The sequence below is a fragment of the Streptomyces puniciscabiei genome (genome assembly GCF_006715785.1).
GTDB lineage: Bacteria > Actinomycetota > Actinomycetes > Streptomycetales > Streptomycetaceae > Streptomyces > Streptomyces puniciscabiei.
Genome location: NZ_VFNX01000001.1, coordinates 5531873 through 5551084, shown reverse-complemented (window position 1 = coordinate 5551084; position 19212 = coordinate 5531873). Strand labels below are relative to the sequence as shown.

The 19212-nt window shown below is 72.9% G+C and carries 22 protein-coding genes and 1 riboswitch; of the genes, 11 read left to right on the top strand and 11 right to left on the bottom strand.

Translation table 11 applies throughout. The features are described from left to right. The first annotated feature begins 27 nt into the window (after nt 1-27). The 6 genes from FB563_RS25690 to FB563_RS25665 all read left to right on the top strand — a co-directional run bounded on the left by FB563_RS25690 (nt 28) and on the right by FB563_RS25665 (nt 5817). Entirely contained in the window at nt 28-687 is a 660-nt protein-coding gene (locus FB563_RS25690; protein WP_142218920.1) for a TetR/AcrR family transcriptional regulator, read from the top strand. Nucleotides 688-999: 312 nt separating this feature from the next. Further along, complete coding sequence (locus FB563_RS25685; RefSeq protein WP_055704325.1) at nt 1000-1995, top strand: DEDDh family exonuclease; 996 nt, start codon at nt 1000-1002, stop codon at nt 1993-1995. 113 nt (nt 1996-2108) lie between these two features. Further along, the gene (locus FB563_RS25680) at nt 2109-2342 is read left to right on the top strand and encodes a hypothetical protein (RefSeq protein WP_055704294.1); all 234 of its coding nucleotides are present in this window, start codon (nt 2109-2111) and stop codon (nt 2340-2342) included. A gap of 49 nt (nt 2343-2391) precedes the next feature. Continuing rightward, nucleotides 2392-3186: an SURF1 family cytochrome oxidase biogenesis protein gene (locus FB563_RS25675; protein ID WP_079048545.1), complete on the top strand. Its 795-nt coding sequence runs from the start codon at nt 2392-2394 to the stop codon at nt 3184-3186. An 85-nt stretch (nt 3187-3271) separates the two neighbouring features. Further along, nucleotides 3272-5056 (top strand): glycoside hydrolase family 15 protein, encoded by a 1785-nt coding sequence (locus FB563_RS25670; protein ID WP_055704296.1) that lies wholly within the window; start codon nt 3272-3274, stop codon nt 5054-5056. Nucleotides 5057-5061: 5 nt separating this feature from the next. Next, nucleotides 5062-5817, top strand: coding sequence for an SDR family oxidoreductase (locus FB563_RS25665; protein WP_055704297.1), 756 nt, complete (start codon nt 5062-5064; stop codon nt 5815-5817). Between the two features lie 14 nt (nt 5818-5831). Here FB563_RS25665 and amaP read toward each other — a convergent pair whose 3' ends face one another. Genes amaP through FB563_RS25640 form a run of 5 tightly spaced genes read right to left on the bottom strand, consistent with a single transcriptional unit; the run spans nt 5832 to nt 8119 of the window. Further along, nucleotides 5832-6413 (bottom strand): alkaline shock response membrane anchor protein AmaP, encoded by a 582-nt coding sequence (gene amaP / locus FB563_RS25660; RefSeq protein ID WP_055704298.1) that lies wholly within the window; start codon nt 6411-6413, stop codon nt 5832-5834. A 5-nt stretch (nt 6414-6418) separates the two neighbouring features. After that, complete coding sequence (locus tag FB563_RS25655; RefSeq protein ID WP_055704299.1) at nt 6419-7039, bottom strand: DUF6286 domain-containing protein; 621 nt, start codon at nt 7037-7039, stop codon at nt 6419-6421. Next, nucleotides 7039-7395, bottom strand: a complete 357-nt coding sequence (locus FB563_RS25650; RefSeq protein ID WP_055704300.1) for an Asp23/Gls24 family envelope stress response protein — start codon at nt 7393-7395, stop codon at nt 7039-7041. The genes FB563_RS25655 and FB563_RS25650 overlap by 1 nt, the downstream gene beginning before the upstream one ends. Nucleotides 7396-7402: 7 nt before the next feature. Then, entirely contained in the window at nt 7403-7597 is a 195-nt protein-coding gene (locus tag FB563_RS25645) for a hypothetical protein (RefSeq protein ID WP_055704301.1), read from the bottom strand. Nucleotides 7598-7645: 48 nt separating this feature from the next. Continuing rightward, a complete protein-coding gene (locus FB563_RS25640; protein ID WP_055704302.1) occupies nt 7646-8119 on the bottom strand; it encodes an Asp23/Gls24 family envelope stress response protein in 474 nt (157 codons plus the stop codon). 93 nt (nt 8120-8212) lie between these two features. Between FB563_RS25640 and FB563_RS25635 the strand changes: the two genes are divergently transcribed. Beyond that, complete coding sequence (locus FB563_RS25635; RefSeq protein WP_055704303.1) at nt 8213-8947, top strand: hypothetical protein; 735 nt, start codon at nt 8213-8215, stop codon at nt 8945-8947. Nucleotides 8948-8984: 37 nt separating this feature from the next. Here the strand turns inward: FB563_RS25635 and FB563_RS25630 are convergent, their stop codons facing one another. The 3 genes from FB563_RS25630 to abc-f all read right to left on the bottom strand — a co-directional run bounded on the left by FB563_RS25630 (nt 8985) and on the right by abc-f (nt 12061). Further along, complete coding sequence (locus FB563_RS25630) at nt 8985-9788, bottom strand: enoyl-CoA hydratase/isomerase family protein (protein WP_055704304.1); 804 nt, start codon at nt 9786-9788, stop codon at nt 8985-8987. A gap of 129 nt (nt 9789-9917) precedes the next feature. Next, a complete protein-coding gene (locus FB563_RS25625; protein ID WP_004002281.1) occupies nt 9918-10139 on the bottom strand; it encodes a helix-turn-helix domain-containing protein in 222 nt (73 codons plus the stop codon). A gap of 323 nt (nt 10140-10462) precedes the next feature. Further along, the gene (gene abc-f / locus FB563_RS25620; protein ID WP_055704305.1) at nt 10463-12061 is read right to left on the bottom strand and encodes a ribosomal protection-like ABC-F family protein; all 1599 of its coding nucleotides are present in this window, start codon (nt 12059-12061) and stop codon (nt 10463-10465) included. A gap of 258 nt (nt 12062-12319) precedes the next feature. On the opposite strand from abc-f, the gene FB563_RS25615 reads away from it, so the two are divergent. Continuing rightward, complete coding sequence (locus tag FB563_RS25615) at nt 12320-12733, top strand: VOC family protein (protein WP_055704306.1); 414 nt, start codon at nt 12320-12322, stop codon at nt 12731-12733. Nucleotides 12734-12749: 16 nt separating this feature from the next. Here FB563_RS25615 and FB563_RS25610 read toward each other — a convergent pair whose 3' ends face one another. From FB563_RS25610 to FB563_RS25600, 3 genes are all read right to left on the bottom strand, one after another. Beyond that, nucleotides 12750-14192: a hypothetical protein gene (locus FB563_RS25610; RefSeq protein WP_199832719.1), complete on the bottom strand. Its 1443-nt coding sequence runs from the start codon at nt 14190-14192 to the stop codon at nt 12750-12752. A gap of 180 nt (nt 14193-14372) precedes the next feature. Beyond that, nucleotides 14373-15500 carry an alpha/beta hydrolase gene (locus tag FB563_RS25605; RefSeq protein ID WP_055704308.1) on the bottom strand — a complete coding sequence of 376 codons (1128 nt, stop codon included), beginning with the start codon at nt 15498-15500 and terminating at the stop codon, nt 14373-14375. Between the two features lie 148 nt (nt 15501-15648). Further along, nucleotides 15649-16311, bottom strand: coding sequence for a class II aldolase/adducin family protein (locus FB563_RS25600; RefSeq protein ID WP_055704309.1), 663 nt, complete (start codon nt 16309-16311; stop codon nt 15649-15651). A 189-nt stretch (nt 16312-16500) separates the two neighbouring features. Between FB563_RS25600 and FB563_RS25595 the strand changes: the two genes are divergently transcribed. From FB563_RS25595 to FB563_RS25585, 3 genes are all read left to right on the top strand, one after another. Next, entirely contained in the window at nt 16501-17256 is a 756-nt protein-coding gene (locus FB563_RS25595; protein WP_055704310.1) for a lysozyme, read from the top strand. A 143-nt stretch (nt 17257-17399) separates the two neighbouring features. Continuing rightward, the gene (locus FB563_RS25590; protein ID WP_055704311.1) at nt 17400-18650 is read left to right on the top strand and encodes an inorganic phosphate transporter; all 1251 of its coding nucleotides are present in this window, start codon (nt 17400-17402) and stop codon (nt 18648-18650) included. A gap of 33 nt (nt 18651-18683) precedes the next feature. Beyond that, entirely contained in the window at nt 18684-18911 is a 228-nt protein-coding gene (locus tag FB563_RS25585; RefSeq protein ID WP_055704312.1) for a hypothetical protein, read from the top strand. A 142-nt stretch (nt 18912-19053) separates the two neighbouring features. Then, nucleotides 19054-19197, top strand: a riboswitch (cobalamin riboswitch). Nucleotides 19198-19212 lie beyond the last annotated feature (15 nt).

Sequence of the window (19212 nt, the reverse complement as noted above, 5' to 3'; positions counted from 1 at the left end):
ACGCGTACGGACGGAAGTTGGGGGATCATGGCCGGCGGGACGAGGAGTGCGCTGACCCGGGAGGCGGTGCTGGAGGCCGCCGCCGCCCTGGTGCGGCGGCACGGGCCGGACGCGCTCACCATGCGGGCGCTGGCCGCAGATCTGGGCACCGCCGTGACGTCGATCTACTGGCACGTCGGCGGCCGCGAGGCCCTGCTCGACGCCCTCGTGGAGCGGACCGTGGCCGAGCTCGGCGAGATCCGGCCCTCCGGGCGGACACCCGAGCAGCGCGTGGTCGGGGTCGCCCGCGACCTGCGCCGGCAACTGCGCGACCATCCGCATCTGGTGGCCCTGGTGCACGAGCGCGGGCTGACCGAGCGGATGTTCCTGCCCGCCCAGCGGGTCCTGGTGCGCGAGGCGCACGCCGCCGGGCTGCGCGGCGCGCGGGCGGCCGAGTTCGTGCGGGCCGTGCAGTTCCAGGTCGTCGGGCATGTGCTGGTGGAGCGCAACCGCGAGCGCGCCCCGGTGCAGCACCCCGGCGAGCGGGAGCTGTGGAGTTCCCAGAACGCCGAAGACGACCCCGCACTGGCGCGTGCGCTGGCCCGGCCGGTGGACACCGAGCGGCTGTTCGTGACGGCCGTACGTGCGCTGGTGCGGTCGCTGTTGACCCCGACCCTGCCCACCCGCCCATCCGACTCGGCCGGCTGAGAGGCGCAGAACGAGCACGCACGCGTGGCAGCGTTTTCCCGGCACGCACCGGCGTGCCACCGCTCCACCCGCGCGTGCGACGCATGCCGCCGCTCGTCACGCACCCGGCGGGCGGGCTCGCAGGCCGGCCGAGGCCTTGCCCACTTGGTTCGGCCGAGCCCTCGCCCTGCGCCTGCCGGCTGACCGGGACCGGTGGGCGGGCAGAGGACAGCGCACACCTGTGCGGCGGTCGAGCGGGCGAGCGGCGAACCGGCGGAGCCGAGCGCACCTGCCGGACCCCGCTGTCAGTCGTGGCCCGTATCCTCAATGACCATGCTCGAAGACCGTGCGACCGCAGTGTCCTCCCCCACCCAGTGGCCGGCCGCGTATCCGAAGGGATACGCGGTCGTTGACGTGGAGACCACCGGCCTGGCCCGGGACGACCGGATCATCTCGGCGGCCGTCTACCGGCTGGACGGGCGCGGCGAGGTCGAGGACCACTGGTACACGCTGGTCAACCCGGAGCGCGACCCCGGACCGGTGTGGATACACGGTCTGACGAGCGAGGTGCTCGAAGGGGCGCCGCTCTTCGCGGACATCGCCGAGGAGTTCGCGGCCCGCCTGGACGGCAGGGTGCTGGTCGCGCACAACGCCGTCTTCGACTGGCAGATGATCGCGCGGGAGTACGCGCGCGCGAAGCGCGAGGCGCCGGTCCGTCAGCGGCTGTGCACCATCGCGCTGTCGAAGGAGCTGGGGCTGCCGCTGCCGAACTTCAAACTGGAGTCGCTGGCGGCGCACTACGGCGTCGTACAGCAGCGGGCGCACCACGCGCTGGACGACGCGCGTGTGCTGGCGGAGGCGTTCCGGCCGAGCCTTCGGGCCGCGGCGGCGGGCGGCGTGCGGCTGCCGCTGCTGGAGTGCCGGCCACTGACGGAGTGGTCGGACCGCCCGGTGCCCCGGCAGTCGTCCGGCGGTGGGTACGGGGACTACGGCGGCTACCGGCAGACCACATGGCGCCCCTCCCGCAAAAGGCCCGCATGCCCCTATCCCAACCCCGGCCGCTATGAAGACGGCAAACCACTCAAACAGGGCATGAGGGTGGCGTTCTCCGGGGACACCTCCGTCGACCGCGAACTGCTGGAGGACCGGGCCACCGAGGCCGGTCTGCATGTGGCGTCCAGCATCTCCCGGCTGACCAGCCTGCTGGTGACCAACGACCCCGACTCGGGCACGTCCAAGGTGGCCAGGGCGCGGCAGTTCGGCACGCCGATCGTCGACGAGGCCGCATTCGGGCAACTGCTGCGGGATGTCGAGCCCGCCGACGCGTGACGGCACGGAACGACATGACGAACCAGCAGGAAATCGTACGAACGGGTGGTTGCCGTACGACTCACCCGGCGCCCGCTCGCCCGTGCGCCGGGTGACGGCCCACCCTGTGGCGCATGGCGAAATGCGAAGTTTGCGGCAATGACTACGGGATGACCTTCGAGGTCCACGCACAGGGCGCGGTGCACGTCTTCGACTGCTTCTCCTGCGCGATCCACCGGATGGCCCCCATCTGCGAGCACTGCCGGGTGCAGATCATCGGCCAGGGCGTGGAGGCCGACGGCCGGTTCTACTGTGGGGCCCACTGCGCCCGCGCGGAGGGAAAGGTGGGCATCGTCGACCGGGTGTGACCCGGTACCCGCCTGAATGCACCCCACGGCTCGGAGGTACCGTCGTGGGGTGCACCGCTACCGCTTCCTGTTGTCCCGCCAGTGGGTGATCCTCACCATCGTCGCGATCGCGCTGATCCCGACGATGATCAGGCTGGGCTTCTGGCAGCAGCACCGCTACCAGGAGCGCACCGCGCGCAACAACCTGGTCTCCTCGGCACTGCACGCCAAGCCGGTCCCGGTCGAGCGGCTGACCTCCCCCGGGCATGCCGTGACCCGCACCGAGAAGTACCGCACGGTCACCGCGACCGGCACCTTCGACACCGCCAGGGAGGTCGTGGTCCGGCGCCGGACCAACTCCGACGGCGAGGTGGGCTTCCACGTGCTCACCCCCTTCGTCCTGGACGACGGCAGGATCCTCCTCGTCAACCGCGGCTGGATCCCCGCGAACGGCGTCCAGACCGCCTTCCCGAAGATCCCCGCCCCGCCGTCCGGCCGCACCACCGTCACCGGGCGGCTGATGGCCGACGAGACGACCGCGGCGAGCGGCATCAAGAACGTCAAGGGCCTCCCCGACCGCCAGATCATGCTGATCAACAGCACCGAGGAGGCGCACCGGCTCGGCGCCCGGGTGCTCGGCGGCTATGTCGAGCAGACGGCGCCCACACCCAAGGACGGCCCGGAGCAGATCTCCGACCCCGGCAGCGAGGACGCCCCGCTCAACTACGCCTACATGATCCAGTGGTGGCTGTTCGCCGCGGGCGTCCCGGTCGGCTGGTGGTTCCTGGTCCGCCGGGAGATCCGGGACCAGGAGGAGGAGGCGGCGCAGGCGCAGCCGGCGGAGAGCGCACCGGCCGCCGTGTGAGCCCCGCGCGTGCTCCCGCGCGGTGACGTCACTCCCCCGGCGCACCACCTGATTGGCCCTCTGGTCCGCCGGGAAACCGGATGCCGTGAACGCGCGCATCGAGGACTACGCACTCATCGGTGACGAGCAGACCGCGGCGCTGGTCGGCAAGGACGGCTCGATCGACTGGCTGTGCCTGCCCCGCTTCGACTCCGGCGCGTGCTTCGCCCGGCTGCTGGGCGGCGAGGACCACGGCTACTGGCGGATCGCCCCCGAGGGCGCGGACGCCTGCACGCGCCGCGCCTACCGGCCCGACACGCTCGTCCTCGACACCGAGTGGGAGACCCCGGACGGCACGGTCCGGGTCACCGACCTGATGCCGCAGCGCGACCGCGCCCCCGACGTCGTACGGATCGTCGAGGGGCTCAGCGGCCGGGTCACCGTCCGCAGCACCCTCCGCCTGCGCTTCGACTACGGGTCGATCATGCCGTGGGTGCGCCGCGCGGACGGGCACCGGGTGGCCGTCGCGGGACCGGACTCGGCCTGGCTGCGCTCCGAGCCGGCCGTGCACACCTGGGGCGAGGACTTCGGCACCCACTCCGCGTTCACCGTCGCCGGGGGCGAGCGGGTCGCGTTCGTTCTCACCTGGCACCCCTCGCACGAACGCCGCCCACCGCTCAACGACCCCTGCGAGGCCCTGGAGTCCAGCGTCGCCGACTGGCAGCGCTGGGCCCGGCAGTGCCGTTACCGGGGCCCCTACCGGGACATGGTCGTGCGCTCCCTGATCACCCTCAAGGCCCTCACCTACATCCCGACCGGCGGGATCGTCGCCGCGGCGACCACCTCGCTGCCGGAGCAGCCGGGCGGGGTGCGCAACTGGGACTACCGCTACTGCTGGCTGCGCGACTCCACCCTCACCCTCGGCGCGCTGCTCCAGGCCGGCTATCACGACGAGGCCTCGGCCTGGCGCGACTGGCTGCTGCGCGCGGTCGCCGGCGACCCGGCCGACCTGCAGATCATGTACGGCGTCGCGGGCGAGCGGCGGCTGCCGGAGATGGAGCTGTCCTGGCTGCCCGGCTTCGCCGACTCCGCCCCCGTGCGCATCGGCAACGGCGCGGTCGAGCAGCTCCAGCTCGACGTGTACGGCGAGGTGATGGACTCGCTCGCCCTGGCCCGTAGCTCGGGCCTGTCCCCGCGGCCGCACATGTGGGCGATGCAGCGCGCCCTGATGGGCTTCCTGGAGTCGGCGTGGCGGCAGCCGGACGAAGGCCTGTGGGAGGTGCGCGGCGGCCGGCAGCAGTTCGTGCACTCCAAGGTGATGGTGTGGGTGGCCGCCGACCGGGCCGTGCGGACGCTGGAGCGGTACAAGGACCTCGAGGGCGACCTGGAGGGCTGGCGCAGACTCCGCGACGAGGTCCACCAGGAGGTGTGCGAGAAGGGCTACGACCCCGAGCGCAACACCTTCACCCAGTACTACGGCTCCCGTGAACTCGACGCGGCGCTGCTGCTCATCCCGCGCGTCGGCTTCCTTCCGCCCGACGACCCGCGGGTGGTCGGCACGGTCGACGCGATCCGCGACGACCTCGGGCACGGCGGCTTCCTGCGCCGCTACGACACCGAGGACTCGGTGGTCGACGGGCTGCCGAGCGGCGAGGGCGCCTTCCTGGCCTGCTCGTTCTGGCTGGCCGACGCCCTGTACCTGACCGGCCGGAAGGACGAGGCACGGGAGCTGTTCGACCGGCTGGTGGGCCTGGCCAACGACGTGGGGCTGCTGGCCGAGGAGTACGACCCCGTCGACGGCCGCCACCTGGGCAACTTCCCGCAGGCCTTCAGTCACATCGGGCTGGTGAACACCGCCCTCACACTGTTCGGGGACGACCAGGCAGGATAGGGGCCATGGATCTTGGACTGAAGGACCGGGTGTACGTCGTCACCGGGGCGACCCGCGGACTGGGCAACGCCGCCGCGCGGGAACTCGTCGCCGACGGGGCGAAGGTCGTGATCAGCGGCCGGGACGAGAAGCGGGTGGCCGACGCCGCCGCCGAACTGGGCCCGAACGCGGTGGGCGTGGGCGTGGACAACGCCGACCCGGAGGCGCCGGCGCGGCTGATCGCGGCCGCCCGTGACACGTTCGGCGCGTTCCACGGCGTGCTGGTGAGCGTGGGCGGGCCGGCGCCGGGTTTCGTGGCGGACAACACCGACGAGCAGTGGCGCGACGCGTTCGAGTCGGTGTTCCTCGGTGCGGTGCGGCTCGCGCGGGCGGCGGCCGCCGAACTGGCGGAGGGCGGCGTCATCGGGTTCGTGCTGTCCGCGTCGGTGCACGAGCCGATTCCTGGCCTGACCATCTCCAACGGGCTGCGGCCCGGCCTCGCCGGGTTCGCCAAGTCGCTCGCCGACGAGCTCGGTCCGCGCGGGATCCGGGTACTGGGGCTGTTGCCGTCGCGCATCGACACGGATCGCGTGCGCGAGCTGGACGCGCTGTCCGCCGATCCCGAGGCCACCCGGGCCGCGAACGAGTCCCGGATTCCGTTGCGGAGGTACGGGACGCCGGAGGAGTTCGGCCGGGTCGCGGCGTTCCTGCTGTCTCCGGCGGCCTCCTATCTGAGTGGGATCATGTTGCCGGTGGACGGGGGCATGCGCCACGGGTTCTAGAGTGCGGGCCGGGGTCAAGTGACCCTTTCCGCACGGTGCCTGACCGTCCGCAGGCGTACCTCTGCCGGAAGAGAGGGCAGGCGGGCCGAACGGCGGGCGTGGGCCAGGGCCTCGGCCGTGAACTCGTTCAGGGCCGTCGCCGGGTCCACGTGCGGTTCGAGTTGGAGCCACGCCCTCGCCGTGGGTGCCGTACGGCGGCCCCGCAGGAGGATCTCCGCGTGCGCCACGCCCTGCTGTCGCACGGCGTCCTCGGCCAGGGCCGACTCCAGGGCCCTGGCGCGCAACAGGGCGGACTCGTCGTCGCCGGTGTCGATCAGGATCTCGGTCAGCCGGCGGCGGCGCAGGACCGACGTGAGCCACCACAGGCTGAGCACGACGACGAGGACGAGCCCGGCGATGACCGCCGGCCACCACCAGCCGGCGGCCCGCCAGTGGGTCCGCTCCGCCCTCGTGAGCAGCACGTCGTGCGGGCCGCCGTGGATCCACCAGGACGGCGGCGGCGCGCCCAGACCGACGGCCAGCACCGCACCGCCGAGCGCGAGCAGGAGCAGGCCGGCCAGGGCCAGCAGGACCCGGTTGAGGCCGCCGGTACGCATCGTCCTCACCCCTTCCGTCCGGGCCGGGACACACGCAGCGACAGCGTGAGCGGCCGGGCCAGGCCGAGGCCCCGGATCGCGTCCGTGAGCACCGCGTCCAGGTCGGCGCGTACGTCGTCCAGGTCACGGAAGTGCGCGAGGGCCCGGACGTCGGCCTTCGTGCGGCGCATCCGCACCCGGACCGACCGGACCCCGGAGATGTCCATGGCCCGGTCGCGCAGCAGGAGCGCCGCCGCGTCGCGCCGGAGTGCGGCGCGGACATCGGGGTGCGGGCGCACCATGGGCAGCAGTGCGCGCAGGCCGGGCGTGACCGCGAGGGCGATCAGCCACAGGCCGACGGCGACGGCGACGGCGGCGCCGGTCAGCACCCAGGTGTCGTCCAGGGGCCGCTGCGCCAGTTGCCGGGCGAGGGCGCGGCGCCAGCGCATCGCGGGATGGTGGGCGCGTACGGCGGCGATGTCGTACAGCAGCAGGCCGGCGCCGGCCAGCAGCAGGAGCGCGACGACGGCGGCCGGGACGCGGCGCGGCGACCAGAAGCGGCCGCTGCCCTCGGCGGGGGCCGCCTCCGACGGGGTGCTGCCGGGGTCCTTGTCGAGGGTCGGGGTGGCCAGCTGTGGCTCGCTCATCACGCCCTCCCGTGCGGTTCCGGGTGCAGCCGTTCGACGTGGACGGCGACCTCGGGCACCGCCATGTCCACCAACGCGCCTACCCGCTCGGCGACATGGCGACGCACGGCGGCGCAGTGGGCGCCGATGTCGCAGGGGTAGCCGAGTTCGAGGTGGACGCGGACGCGGGCCGCCTGCTGGTGCACGACGACCGTGGCGTGCGGGGCGGTCGCGTCGGCGGGCGGCGAGGGCAGCGCCTCGCGGGCCGCCTGCGCGGCGATCTTCGCCACGACCCGGTCGGCGATCCGGGTGGCGCCGCGCTCCCCCGGTGGCACGAGGGCCGACGGCGGGCGCGCCACGCCGGTCTCGGCGCTCACCCCGCCGTCACCGCCGCCGTTCGCGCCGGTCGCCGCGGATGCGGAAGAAGTCACCCGGTTCCAGGTCGCCCTCCGCCAACCGGCCGACGACGAACCCGACCGCACCCAGGGCCGCCACCAGCAGAAACGCACCGAAGCCGCCGAAGTACCCGGCGAAGCCCAGCGCCATTCCGGCGATCATGCCGACCATGGCCATGCTCATGCCTCGCTCCTCCACTCCTCGGGTGTACGGTCTCGGGCCGCCGGTGCCTCACTGGATCCGGGGCGGCTCGGGCTCCTCTTCCTCCTCCTCGGGCAACTTGACGTCGCCGACGGCGATGTTGACCTCGACCACCTCGAGTCCGGTCATGCGTTCCACGGCGGCGATCACGTTCTCCCGCACCGCACGGGCGACATCGGTGATCGAGACGCCGTAGTCCACGACGATCTCCAGGTCGAGCGCGGTCTGCACCTCGCCGACCTCGGCTTTAACCCCTCGGGTGATGGACTTGGAGCCGCCGGGCACCCGGTCGCGCACGGCGCCGAAGGTGCGGGCCAGGCCGCCGCCCAGGGCGTGCACGCCGACCACGTCCCGAGCCGCGAGACCGGCGATCTTCACCACGACACCGTCGGCGATGGTCGTCCGTCCGCGGGTGGCCGGATCGCCGCCGCCGCGCCGGGTCGTCCTGTGGGTCGAAACCTGTGGCTCCTGGTCGCCCTCGGGGGTCGTCGTCATGTCGGTCATCGCCGTACGTCCCTTTCGGTGGCTTCGATCGTCCTGCGTCCACCGTAAGCATGGTTCCCCGGTCGCGCGCCGCCGATACGGCAGGCTGGAGGAATGACGGCGGACAGGTGGACCGAGGTAGTGCGGCGCCAGGTGGGGCTGGGCAGGCTGCTGCCGCTCGGCGGACCACGCGACGGCGCCTGGATCGCGGAGAGCGCGGCCACTGCTGTACTCGAACGCGCGGTGGCGGACGCGATGCCCGAGGTGCGGCTCGGCGCGCTGCGGCTCGCACTCGCCGATCCGGACGAGGCGCCCGAGCCCGTCGTACCGGCTCCACCGAGCGCGCTGCCGCCAGGGCCGCTGCGGCTGACGGCGGACTTCGCCGCGACGGCCGCCGAGCCGCTGCCGACGGTGGCGTCCCGGCTGCGGCTGACCCTGGTGACGGCCGCGACGGAGCGGCTCGGACTCGCGGTGGCGGAGGCGGACCTGCGGGTCACCGGCCTGCTGGACGCGACGGAGCCGGGCGCGCGGGTGCGGGCGCCGCGGCCGGTGCCCGCGCGCGAGCCCACCGGTCCCGACGAGTCCCGGGTGGCCGCGGCCGCGCTGTCCGTCCCCGGAGTGACCGGGTTGACGGGGTCCCTCGGCGGCCTCGGCCGGGCGGCGCACCTGGAGGAGCGCACGGCCGGCGCCGCCCTGCCGCACCGGCACGTGCGCGTGGAGCTGACGACCGGCGCGGACCACCGGGCGGTCGAGGTGGCCCGGCGGGTGCGTACGGCGGTGCGGGCCGCGCTGGAGGACCGGCCGACGGTGGCGGTGTTGATCACGGCCGTCGGTGACGCGTCCCTCTAGGGGCGCGGTGGAGCAAGGTGCGGCTCCGCCGCCGCGTTCACTCGCCGAGGCCTGCCAGGTCCCGGAGCCGGCGTGCCTGGGCAGCCCGCTCGGCCGCCCGCTGCTCGTCGTACGTCCGATCCACCGCACCCCGCAGCAACGCCTTGGTCTCCACGACCGCGTCCCGGGGCGCAGCCAGCAGCGCCGCGGCCAAGTCCCGTACGGCCGCGTCGAGTTCCGCCTCCGGCACGCTGACGTTGGCCAGCCCGGACGCCACCGACTCCGCCGCGCCGACGAACCGTCCGGTCGCGCAGATCTCGAGCGCGCGGGCGTAGCCCACGAGACCGACCAGCGGGTGTGTGCCGGTCAGGTCGGGGACGAGGCCCAGGCTGGTCTCGCGCATGGCGAACTGCACGTCGTCCGCGACCACCCGCAGATCGCACGCGAGCGCGAGCTGGAAGCCGGCCCCGATGGCATGCCCCTGGACGGCGGCGATGGACACGATGTCACTGCGCCGCCACCAGGTGAACGCCTCCTGGAACTCGGCGATGGTCGCGTCGAGCCCGGCGTCGTCACGGCGCGCGAGTTCGATGAAGTTCGGCTCGCCCGGGATCCCCTCCGGCGTGAACATCTGCCGGTCGAGACCGGCGGAGAAGGACCTGCCCTCGCCGCGCAGCACGACGACACGGACGGAGCCCGGCAGCAGCCGGCCGGCCTCGGTGAGCGCCCGCCACAGGGCGGGGCTCTGCGCGTTGCGCTTGGCCGGGTTGGTCAGCGTCACCGTGGCGAGCGCGTCGTCGACGGTGAGCCGTACGCCGTCCTTGTCGAGTACAGGAGCGAGGTCCTGTTCGGGCGTAGCCATGGGGCGCCTCCGATGGGTGCGGTCATCACGCAGTGCCGTTACGGCATGCTAAGTGACTGCACAGTAACCACCCGGCCGGTCAGACCGCCGACCGGGTGGCCACCCATCGAAGCCGATGGCCGCCCGGAGTCAGGACGATGCGGCCTTCTTGCCCCGGGTCGCTCCGCCACGCCCACGAAGCGTGACGCCCGACTCACTGAGCATCCGGTGTACGAAGCCATACGAGCGGCCGGTCTCCTCGGCCAGCGCCCGGATGCTCGCACCGGAGTCGTACTTCTTCTTCAGGTCTGCCGCGAGCTTGTCGCGCGCGGCGCCGGTCACCCGGCTGCCCTTCTTCAGAGTCTCGGCCACCCGTGCCTCCTCATGGGAAGTGCGCTCTGGTCTCCTCATGATCACCCCTCCTGGGCGTGATGGCCACCCATTCGGCAAGGTCCGTGAGACATCGTTGTGACGACAGGAGTGGATCCGCACAAGCGGAAGACGAGGTTCCAAGGGATCCCGCCCACGGGGCCGAACGGGTGGATTCGCGAAGTACCAGGTCAGAGACGCGAGGTGGCCGATCCCTTGGCAATAAAGGGATCGGCCACGAAATCCGTGTACGACACACCTCGATACGAGGAGATCTCACACAGATGATGGATCACCGATGAGCCGAATGATCCATACGCAGTGGATCACGCCAGGGCGACGAGATCCGCGTAGTCGGAGCCCCACAGGTCCTCGACGCCGTCCGGCAGCAGGATGATCCGCTCCGGCTGGAGCGCCTCGACGGCGCCCTCGTCGTGCGTGACGAGGACGACCGCGCCCTTGTAGGTGCGCAGGGCGCCGAGGATCTCCTCGCGGCTGGCGGGGTCGAGGTTGTTGGTCGGCTCGTCGAGCAGGAGCACGTTGGCCGAGGAGACGACCAGGGTCGCCAGGGCGAGCCGGGTCTTCTCACCGCCGGACAGGACACCCGCCGGCTTGTCGACGTCGTCGCCGGAGAACAGGAACGAGCCCAGCACCTTGCGGACCTCGACCAGGTCCATGTCGGGGGCGGCCGAGCGCATGTTCTCCAGGACCGTGCGGTCGGCGTCCAGGGTCTCGTGCTCCTGGGCGTAGTAGCCGAGCTTGAGGCCGTGGCCGGGGACGACCTGGCCCGTGTCCGGCTGCTCGACGCCGGCGAGCAGGCGCAGCAGCGTGGTCTTGCCCGCGCCGTTGAGCCCGAGGATGACGACCCTGGAGCCCTTGTCGATGGCGAGGTCGACGTCGGTGAAGATCTCCAGCGAGCCGTACGACTTCGACAGGCCCTCGGCCATCAGCGGGGTCTTGCCGCAGGGCGCGGGCTCCGGGAAGCGCAGCTTGGCGACCTTGTCGGACATCCGGACCGCTTCGAGGCCGGAGAGCAGCTTCTCGGCGCGGCGGGCCATGTTCTGCGCGGCGACCGTCTTGGTGGCCTTGGCGCGCATCTTGTCGGCCTGGGCGTTGAGGGCGGCGGCCTTCTTCTCGGCGTTGGCCCGCTCCCGCTTGCGGCGCTTCTCGTCGGCCTCGCGCTGCTGCTGGTAGAGCTTCCAGCCCATGTTGTAGATGTCGATCGCGGACCGGTTGGCGTCCAGGTAGAACACCTTGTTGACCACGGTGTCGACGAGGTCGACGTCGTGGCTGATGACGATGAATCCGCCGCGGTAGGTCTTCAGGTAGTCCCGCAGCCAGATGATCGAGTCCGCGTCGAGGTGGTTGGTCGGCTCGTCGAGCAGGAGGGTGTCCGCGTCGGAGAACAGGATGCGGGCCAGCTCGATACGGCGGCGCTGACCGCCGGAGAGGGTGTGCAGCGGCTGCCCGAGGACGCGGTCGGGCAGGTTCAGCGCGGCGGCGATGGTGGCGGCCTCGGCCTCGGCGGCGTACCCGCCCTTGGTGAGGAACTCGGTCTCCTGGCGCTCGTACTGCTTCATCGCCTTATCGCGGGTGGCGCCCTTGCCGTTCGCGATGCGCTGCTCGTTCTCGCGCATCTTGCGGATCAGTACGTCGAGGCCGCGCGCGGAGAGGATGCGGTCGCGGGCGAGGACGTCGAGGTCGCCGGTGCGGGGGTCCTGCGGGAGGTAGCCGACCTCGCCGGAGCGGGTGATCTGCCCGGCGGCCGGGATGCCCTCGCCGGCCAGGCACTTGGTGAGGGTGGTCTTTCCGGCGCCGTTGCGGCCGACGAGGCCGATGCGGTCGCCCTTGGCGACACGGAAGGTGGCGTTCTCGATGAGGACGCGCGCACCGGCGCGCAGCTCGATACCGGAGGCGGAGATCACGGACAGACTCCAGGGCGTACAGGAAATTGACGGGTGGGCGGCTGAGGACGTTCCCGCCGTCTAATGCGCGAGGAGAATGGCCATGGGGAGAAGTCTAACGGGGGCATGCAAGCGGTTTTCCGCGTCCCCGCGTTCGGTCCGTGACGTCCCCCACTGCCCTGAGGGCGCCGGGCTCTGCTCGTCGCGTGAGGCGTTGTCAGTGGCGGCTGCCAGACTGAACGGGACGCCGGAGGACCGACGCACGAAGGAGTGATCGGCATGGCAGGCACGGGCGGCGGACGGCCGAGTCTCTACCCCACGCTGCTGTACGCGGACGCGCAGGCGGCGATCAAGCAGCTCACGGAGGCCCTGGGCTTCACCGAGCTGTCGGTGTACGAGACGGAGGACGGCAAGGTGATGCACGCCGAGCTGGTCCAGGGCAACGGCGCGGTGATGATCGGTTCCAAGGGCCGGGGCGGCCTGTTCGACACGGCGATGAAGGACGCCGGGCCCGCCGGGGTGTACATCGTCGTGGACGACGTGGACGCCCACCACCAGCGGGCCCTGGAGCACGGCGTGGAGATCCTGATGCCCCCGACGGACCAGGACTACGGCTCGCGCGACTACATGGCCCGGGACGCCGAGGGCAACATCTGGAGCTTCGGGACGTACGCCCCCGAGATCGGCGCCTGAGCGGCCCCCGCGCCGCTCATCCTCCGGTGTGCACCTGGAAGGCGGCCCGGCGCACGGCCTTGGCCAGGGCCGGGTCGGGATGTGCGGCGGCGAGCGCGACCAGGACCTGCACGGTGCGCGGGTGCCCGACGGCGCGGACCTCGTCGAGCAGCTGGGGGACCGTGGACTGCACCGCGGACTCCAGATGCCGGACCAGCATCGGCGACTCGCCGTGGTCGGCGACGGCGGCGGCGGTGTCCACCCACAGCCAGGTGGCCTCCTGGCGGGTGAGGACCTCGTGGGCGTCCTCGGGGTCGATCCCGTCGTGCTCGGCGAGCCACAGCAGGGCGTACGGCCGCAGGGCGGGCTCGTCGACGACGGCGCGCACGTCCGGCTCGGCGGGGGCGCCGACGACGCGCAGCGCCTCGAAGGCCAGGCCGCGCAGCAGGGCGTCCTCGCCGCGCGCGGCGTGGATCAGCTCGGTGACGGCGTCGCCGACGGTGCGGGCGGCGAGCCAGGCGCGGTATTCGGCGCGGGCGGCGTTCGGGCGGAGCTGGGCGCAGCCGCGGAGCATGTCCTCGGCGGACTGCTCGATGTTGCCGGCCGGGCTCTGCGCGGCCACGCAGATCTGCTCCAGCTTGACCCACACCGCCCAGCTGCCCAGCGGGGTGAGCGTGGCCTGGCCGTCGCCGTAGGTCAGCGCGCCGACCGTGGCGAGGGCCCGCAGCGCCCAGTCGAGGAGGGGTCCGAGCGCGGTGTCGCCGGTGGGCGCGGGGTCTTCCGGCACGGCGACCGTGAGATCGGCCGGGCTCGGGGACTCGGCGGGCTGGGCGGTGCCGGGCTCGTAGGGCACCTCACAGCGCTCGGTGCGCAGTTCGGTGACCCGCTGCTGGAGCAGGTCCAGGAGCTGCTCGACCGGGACGGGCCCGGCGGACAGCTGGAGGAAGGAGAGCACCTGGGGCATGGCCGAGACGACCTCGGCGACGGCGGCCGGCTCGTGCTCCTCGGGTTCCGGGGAGGCGAGCGACCAGGCGTCGAAGAGGGCGACCCAGCCGCGCAGTACGGCGCTGTCGTCGCGGTCCCAGGCGCGCAGCCGCCAGCCGGGGCGCGCGCTGTCGCCGTGCACCTCGACGAGTCCGGCGAGGCGGGCGGTGTCCCAGTCGGTGCGGACCTGAGCGACGCTCAGGCCGAGATCGGCGGCGGCGCGCCGGGCGGTGGCGTCGGAGAGGGTGGCCTTTCCGTCGGCGGTGGCGCCGTCGCTGCCGGGGCCGAGAGCGGCGTCGGCCCAGCGAGCCACGCGCACCGGGCCGGCCAGCCCCTTGCGGGCCATTCCGGCCAGTTCCGCGGGGGCCGGGGTGCCCTCCGGCGGCCGGGGTGCGAGGCGGCGCGGACGCCGCTGGTTCACAGCTCTGGGGGCGGCGGCCAGGGGTCGCGGTCGGACGAGTCGGAGCCTGGAGTCGCGCGGGATACGGGACGTCACGGGTGCAGTCTTCCGGTTGACGGTCCGAAAACCCAAACGGAATGTCACGGCGGGCGACGGGACTGGCCAAGGCACGGTGTCGGGGGCGGGGCGAGGAGGGGTGATCAGGCCAGTCGTACGGCCTTAAACGGAATGCTCGGCACCGGGCCCTCGGCGCCCGCCGGAGGGCTGGGAGGGTCCTCAGAGCAGCGGGGTCAGGAAGCGGCGCAGCCGCTCCTCGTACTCCTTGGGGTCGGCGTTCCACATCGCCGCGTGCGGGGCCTCGGGGACGGTGTGCAGGGCGACCAGGTCCGGGCGGCGGCGGGCGAGCCGGCGGGAGAACTCCCAGGGGGCCACCTGGTCCCCGGGCCCGTGGAAGATCAGGGTCGGCACGGTCAGCAGGTCCGGGTCGGTGAGCTCGGGGATCCGGTCGGCGTACAGGCCGGTCCGGCCCTGGGCGGCGCGCACCGCGAGCGGCAGCAGCGGCTGCGGGGTGCGGCGGGCCCGGGCGAGGGCCCGCAGCGTGGCCTCCCAGCTGAGCACCGGGGAGTCGAGGACCAGTCCGGCGATGCGCTCGCGCACCGCGGAGTGCTCGGCGGCGCGCAGGGCCATGGTGGCGCCGGTGGACCAGCCGAGCAGGACGACCCGGCGGGCGCCGTGGCGCACGGCGTAGCGGATCGCCGCGTCCAGGTCGCGCCACTCGGTCTCGCCGAGGTGGTTCAGGCCGTCCGCAGGGCGCGGGGCGCCGAGGTCGCCGCGGTAGGCGAGCGCGAGGACCGGCACCCGGCGGCCGTGCAGGGGGGCCATGAGGTTCATGGCCTGTTCCCGGGTGGTGCCGAGGCCGTGCACGGCGATGACCCAGGTGCCCCGGGCCCCGGGCACGAACCAGGCGGGCAGCTCGCCGAGTTCGCCGGGCACGTCGATGTCGGCGTGGTCGAGGCCGAGGGCGGTGCCGGGGTTGCCGACGTACAGGTTCGGGGTGAGCCACACCGGGTCGCCGGGGGCGAGGGTGCCGTGGGTGACGCCCTCCAGGCGGCGTACGACGGTGTCGGCCGCGTGCGGGGCCGCGTCCAGGACCGGGCCGACGACCGCGTGGGAGCCGTCGCCGGCGAGACCGTAGGTGCCGGGGCGCAGCGAGGCCAGGTCGCGGGTGAGGGTGATCTGGCCGGCGGCGGTGCCGTGCACGGTGAGGCGGGGTTCGGTGGGCAGGGGGCGGCCCGCGGGCGCCTTCAGCGCGGCGTCGCTGGCGATGCGGCCGGCGGCGACGGACGCCACTGCCATGCCGGCGGCTATGGCCGTGGTGAGGGCGGCGGCTTTGACGGTGCGCACGGGTCCAGTGTCGTGGGGGCCGTCGTCACCGGCCAGCCGAAGGACGGGACCAGGTGAAGCCGCCGGAACCGATCGGCGAGGAGCGGGCGCGGCAAGGTGGGCGAGGCGGTCGAGAAGGCGTCGGGGCGAAGGGCTGGGCAGCACGGGGTCACCTCCGTTGGCCGTACCCCTTCAAGCGTTCCCCGACCTCGGCCAGTTGTGCCTCTGTCAACAGGGACGGGGTCAGGCCCGGTACCGAGGACGCCGTCAGCCAGAGACGGCACATCCACTCCAGCTGGGCGGTGCGGTCGTAGGCCTGGTCGAGGCCGGCGCCGTAGGTGATCGTGCCGTGGTTCTGCAGGAGGCAGCCGGAGCGGCCGGCCAGGGCGCGGAGCATGTGCTCGGCGAGCTCGTCGGTGCCGTACGTGGCGTAGGGGGCGACGCGCACCGGGCCGCCGAGGGCGGCGGCCATGTAGTGGACCAGCGGCAGCTCGGGCACGAGCGTGGAGACCGCCGTCGCGTGCACGGCGTGGGTGTGGACGACCGCCCGGGCGTCGGTGGTGCGGTAGACGGCGAGGTGCATGGGCAGCTCGCTGGTCGGCACCAGCGTGCCGAGCACCTGGTGTCCGGTGAGGTCGACGCCGGTGATGTCGTCCGGGCCGAGCCGGTCGTACGGCACGCCGGACGGGGTGACGAGCACCAGGTCGCCGACGCGGGCCGAGACGTTCCCCGAGGTGCCGACCACCAGCCCGTCCGCTACGGTCCGCCGTGCCGTCCCGACCAGCTCCGCCCAGATCCGGTCCCGTTCCGCGTCCCGCCGCTGCTCAGCCATGCCGCGATCCTGCCAGCCGCGCCCGGGGGGAGGGGGTGGACGGTCGCTTCCGGCCGCAAGCACGCACCCCCGAATGGGCGAAAGTCGGGGTGAATCGCCGCAAAAAGCCGCTGCTGCGGTGATCACCGGACCTTCAATGGTCACTCTTGCCCGCCGGGCGATCCCTCGTCCGCCGACCCGGGGAGACACATGGCCAGCGAACGCACCCCTCTCCGTCACCGCGCCGGTGTCCTCGCAGCGGCCACCGCGGTGCTCGCCCTCATGGGCACCTCGGCCGTGGCCGCCGCGCCCGAGGCACGCGCCTCGGGCCTGCCCCGGGGGCACGACGTCTCGTCCCACCAGAAGCGCGTCGACTGGGCGGCCGCCCGGTCCCGGGGCGCGCGGTTCGTCTACGTCAAGGCGACCGAGTCCACGGACTACCGCAACCCCTACTTCTCGCAGCAGTACAACGGTGCGCGCGAGGCGGGCCTGTACCGGGGCGCGTACCACTTCGCCCGGCCGGACAGGTCCTCCGGCGCCCGGCAGGCCTCGTACTTCGTGCGGCACGGCGGGGACTGGCGGGCGGACGGCCGGACGCTGCCGCCCGCGCTCGACATCGAATACAACCCGTACAACAAGAAGCACAAGTGCTACGGGCTGGGCTGGAAGCGGATGGTCCGCTGGATCCGGTCCTTCAGCAACGAGGTCAAGCGGGAGACCGGCCGCCGCCCGGTCATCTACACGACGGCCCAGTGGTGGCGGACGTGCACCGGCAACAGCCGCGCCTTCGCCAGGAGCCACGCCCTGTGGATCGCCCGGCACGGCACCTCGCGGCCGGGGAAGCTCCCAGGCGGGTGGCGGTACTGGACGTTCTGGCAGTACGGCAGCAGGGGGCGGCTGCCGGGTGACCAGAATCTCTTCAACGGCTCCCCGAGCCGGCTGCGGGCCTTCGCGCGGGGCCGGTAGCCAAGGGGCGCCTGGGCCGCCGAGGTCAAGCGGAACCCCAACACCCCTCTACCGACACCCCGACGCCTGTCCCAGTTCATCTTCCGTTCACCCAGGTTGCCTACGGTCGTCCAGCCAATGACCTCGAACGATTGCCTGGGTAAATGGAAAGCTTCTCGCTGATCCTCGCGATAGTGGTGGTAACCGCGCTCGCGTTCGATTTCACGAACGGTTTCCACGACACCGCCAACGCGATGGCCACCACCATCTCCACAGGCGCGCTGAAGCCCAAGATCGCGGTGACCATGTCCGCCGCGCTCAACCTGGTGGGCGCCTTCCTCTCCGTGGAGGTCGCCAACACGATCTCCAAGGGTCTCGTCGACGAGACCGGCATCCGTCCCGAGGTCATCTTCGCCGCCCTGGTCGGCGCGATCCTCTGGAACCTGCTGACCTGGCTGGTGGGCCTCCCCTCGAGCTCCTCGCACGCCCTGATGGGCGGCCTGATCGGTGCCACCGTCGCCTCCGCCGGCTTCGGCGCCGTGCACGGTGACGTCCTGGTCACCAAGGTGCTGCTCCCCGCGGTCGCCGCGCCGATCGTGGCGGGCGTCGCCTCGATGCTGGCCACCCGGTTCTCCTACGGCATCGGCGGCAAGGCCGAGGGCGAGGCCACCCGCAAGGGCTACCGCGCCGGCCAGATCGCCTCCGCCGGCCTGGTCTCCCTCGCCCACGGCACCAACGACGCCCAGAAGACGATGGGCATCATCACCCTCGCGCTGATCGCGGGCGGTGCCATCGCCCCGGGCTCGAACCCTCCCACCTGGGTCATCCTCTCCGCCGGCCTGGCCATCGCGCTCGGCACCTACATCGGCGGCTGGCGGATCATCCGCACCATGGGCAAGGGCCTGACCGACCTGGAGCCGCGCCAGGGCTTCGCCGCCCAGACCAGCGCCGCGACCGCCATCCTGGCCTCCTCGCACCTGGGCTTCTCCCTCTCCACCACGCACGTCGTCTCCGGCTCGGTGATGGGCGCGGGCCTCGGCCGCAAGGGCGGGGTGGTCCGCTGGTCCACCGCCAGCCGCATGGCGATCGCCTGGGTGCTCACCCTCCCGGCCGCCGCGCTGGTCGGCGCGGGCGCCGAGTCCGTCACGGGTCTCGGTGGCTGGGGCACCGCGCTGGTCGCCGTCTTCCTGGTCGCCGCGAGCGCCGCGATCTGGAAGATCTCCCGCCGCGAGGTCGTCGACCACACCAACGTCGTCGACGGGCCCGAGGAGCCGGCCGGTGTGGTGACCGCCGCCATCGCCGCGGTGACCCCGCCCCCGGCGGGCACGATCAGCGAGAACCTGACGGCCACGATCCCCTCGCCGGCCGCCACCGAGCCCGCGCCCGAGGCCGCCCCGCCGGCCGCGACCGTCTGACCCCGGCACACCGGTACCCAAGGAAGCAACCCCATGAAGATCGACTGGTCGGCCCTCGGCTCCGTCTTCGGCGCCAGCCTCGTGTTCACCGTGGGCCTGGTGGCCCTGTTCACCCTCGGCGTGGGCGGTCTGGCGCGGCGCGAGAAGGCCGCGGCGCAGGGCGGTTCCGCCCCCCTCGCGGTGACCGGCGCGTACGTCTGCTTCGCCGCGTGCGCGGCGGCGGTGGCGTACGGCATCTTCCTCATCGTGTCCAAGTCCTGACCGAGCCACACGAATCGGGCGTCACGAAGGCTCCTCTCCGTCCAGGACGGAGGGGAGCCTTCGCCATGCCCGGAGGTCACGGGTGTCCCGCGATGTGGGGATCGGCACACTCTCCCCTCGCAGGTCAACGGCAAGTTGACGGCCGTTCCGGGGGCGTGGTGGACTGCCCAGGCCATGTACGGCGGCAAGGAGAGGAAGCCGGTGCGAATCCGGCGCGGTCCCGCCACTGTCACCGGGGAAGAACCCCTCGGGAGCCAGGAACTCTCACCGCCGAATCTCGTCGAACCAGGGCGCGGACACC

What these genes read in the sequence shown, in the direction of transcription:
- FB563_RS25685 (WP_055704325.1), top strand. Translation starts at nt 1,000, where the DNA reads ATGCTCGAAGACCGTGCGACCGCAGTGTCCTCCCCCACCCAGTGGCCG.
- FB563_RS25655 (WP_055704299.1), bottom strand. Translation starts at nt 7,039, where the DNA reads ATGAGCGAGCCACAGCTGGCCACCCCGACCCTCGACAAGGACCCCGGC.
- FB563_RS25595 (WP_055704310.1), top strand. Translation starts at nt 16,501, where the DNA reads ATGGCCAGCGAACGCACCCCTCTCCGTCACCGCGCCGGTGTCCTCGCA.
- FB563_RS25615 (WP_055704306.1), top strand. Translation starts at nt 12,320, where the DNA reads ATGGCAGGCACGGGCGGCGGACGGCCGAGTCTCTACCCCACGCTGCTG.
- FB563_RS25645 (WP_055704301.1), bottom strand. Translation starts at nt 7,597, where the DNA reads ATGAGCATGGCCATGGTCGGCATGATCGCCGGAATGGCGCTGGGCTTC.
- FB563_RS25600 (WP_055704309.1), bottom strand. Translation starts at nt 16,311, where the DNA reads ATGGCTGAGCAGCGGCGGGACGCGGAACGGGACCGGATCTGGGCGGAG.
- FB563_RS25640 (WP_055704302.1), bottom strand. Translation starts at nt 8,119, where the DNA reads ATGACCGACATGACGACGACCCCCGAGGGCGACCAGGAGCCACAGGTT.
- FB563_RS25590 (WP_055704311.1), top strand. Translation starts at nt 17,400, where the DNA reads ATGGAAAGCTTCTCGCTGATCCTCGCGATAGTGGTGGTAACCGCGCTC.
- amaP (WP_055704298.1), bottom strand. Translation starts at nt 6,413, where the DNA reads ATGCGTACCGGCGGCCTCAACCGGGTCCTGCTGGCCCTGGCCGGCCTG.
- FB563_RS25585 (WP_055704312.1), top strand. Translation starts at nt 18,684, where the DNA reads ATGAAGATCGACTGGTCGGCCCTCGGCTCCGTCTTCGGCGCCAGCCTC.
- FB563_RS25665 (WP_055704297.1), top strand. Translation starts at nt 5,062, where the DNA reads ATGGATCTTGGACTGAAGGACCGGGTGTACGTCGTCACCGGGGCGACC.
- FB563_RS25680 (WP_055704294.1), top strand. Translation starts at nt 2,109, where the DNA reads ATGGCGAAATGCGAAGTTTGCGGCAATGACTACGGGATGACCTTCGAG.
- FB563_RS25690 (WP_142218920.1), top strand. Translation starts at nt 28, where the DNA reads ATGGCCGGCGGGACGAGGAGTGCGCTGACCCGGGAGGCGGTGCTGGAG.
- FB563_RS25635 (WP_055704303.1), top strand. Translation starts at nt 8,213, where the DNA reads ATGACGGCGGACAGGTGGACCGAGGTAGTGCGGCGCCAGGTGGGGCTG.
- FB563_RS25630 (WP_055704304.1), bottom strand. Translation starts at nt 9,788, where the DNA reads ATGGCTACGCCCGAACAGGACCTCGCTCCTGTACTCGACAAGGACGGC.